The sequence below is a fragment of the Curtobacterium sp. A7_M15 genome (genome assembly GCF_030705415.1).
GTDB lineage: Bacteria > Actinomycetota > Actinomycetes > Actinomycetales > Microbacteriaceae > Curtobacterium.
Genome location: NZ_JAUZED010000221.1, coordinates 1 through 1,453, shown reverse-complemented (window position 1 = coordinate 1,453; position 1,453 = coordinate 1). Strand labels below are relative to the sequence as shown.

At 67.4% G+C, this 1,453-nt stretch carries 2 protein-coding genes; both read right to left on the bottom strand.

The window, feature by feature from the left end; genetic code table 11:
• Nucleotides 1-65: 65 nt before the first annotated feature.
• Complete coding sequence (locus Q7F20_RS18550; protein WP_305741529.1) at nucleotides 66-680, bottom strand: superoxide dismutase; 615 nt, start codon at nucleotides 678-680, stop codon at nucleotides 66-68.
• Nucleotides 681-724: 44 nt separating this feature from the next.
• The gene (locus Q7F20_RS18545; protein WP_305741528.1) at nucleotides 725-1,234 is read right to left on the bottom strand and encodes a flavin reductase family protein; all 510 of its coding nucleotides are present in this window, start codon (nucleotides 1,232-1,234) and stop codon (nucleotides 725-727) included.
• Nucleotides 1,235-1,453 lie beyond the last annotated feature (219 nt).

Here is a 1,453-nt window from a genome sequence, read left to right as displayed (position 1 = left end):
GGTGCCAGCTGGCACCGCGCCTCCCGTCGTTCACCAGGTCACCATCGCGACCTGCTCCACACGCCTCAGAGCGTGACGAAGCTCTGCGACTTCGCGTTCGCGAAGCGCGCGGCGACGTTCTCCCAGTCGACGATGTTCCACACCGCCTTGACGTAGTCCGCCTTGACGTTCAGGTAGTCGAGGTAGAACGCGTGCTCCCACATGTCGAGCAGGAAGATCGGCACGACGCCCAGCGGCACGTTCGCCTGCTGGTCGAAGAGCTGGAACGTGACGAGCTTCTGACCAACCTGATCCCAGGCGAGCACGGACCAGCCGGAGCCCTGGATGCCGTTGGCGACCGCCGCGAACTGAGCCTGGAACTTCTCGAAGGAACCGAAGAACTCGTCGATCGCCGCGGCGAGCTCGCCCTCGGGGACCTTCGTGTCCGGGCCGAGGTTGGTCCAGAAGATCGAGTGGTTCACGTGACCACCGAGGTGGAACGCGAGGTCCTTCTCGAGCTTGTTGATCGCACCGAAGTTGCCGGACTCGCGGGCCTCGGCGAGCTGCTCGAGGGCGGTGTTCGCACCCGTGACGTAGGCCTGGTGGTGCTTGTCGTGGTGCAGCTGCATGATCTTGCCGCTGATGTGCGGCTCGAGCGCGGCGTAGTCGTACGGCAGCTCCGGCAGGTTGTACTCAGCCATGTGAGTTCCTTTCGATCAGTGGTGTGCGGACAGGGCTCCGCGGCTCACGAGAGCCGGGAACGATCGGTGAGGGAGTGGAATTCCCGGTTGTGGTAGACCAGCGGCTCGCCCCGCTCGAGGCCGACGATGATGTCGAGGACCTCCGCGACGACGACGGTCGACGAGCCGATCGGTGTGGTCGAGAGAGGTCGGCAGCGCAGGGCGCTCGCGGCGCCCGGCAGGTAGCGGTCCCCCGACGGCAGGGTGCCCCAGATCGGGTCGTCGGCCGCAGGGCTGCCGGTCGACGCGAAACGACGGGCGAGCGCGACACCGAGCGAGTCGACGAGGTGCACGACGAAGACCGGGGCGCCGAGCACGACCCCGGCGGACCCGGAGTTCGTGGACAACGAGAAGACGAGCACCGGCGGGTCGACGGCCACGCTCGCGACGCTCGATGCGGTGAGGCCGGTCGGGCCATCGGGGCCTTCGGCGGTGATGACGGCGACACCGGCCGGGTGTCCGCGGAAAGCGGCCTTGTAGGCGTCCGCGATGTTCGCCGGTGCTTCGTCGGGCATGGGAGTCGTGGTCGTTCCTTCGATGGGGAGTGCCGCGGCTGTGCGGGCACGTCCCAACGTATGACCTGAACCACGGTTGAGGTCAACGATTCCCAGGTTCGATCGATCCCGGGCGTGCCGTGTGACGCCGCGTGACGTGACGCTCGGGCGTCCGGCGTGCTTCGGGCGGGCACCGGGCCCAAGCCAGTGAGCAGGAATGGTCGGGTCACGAACGGTGAC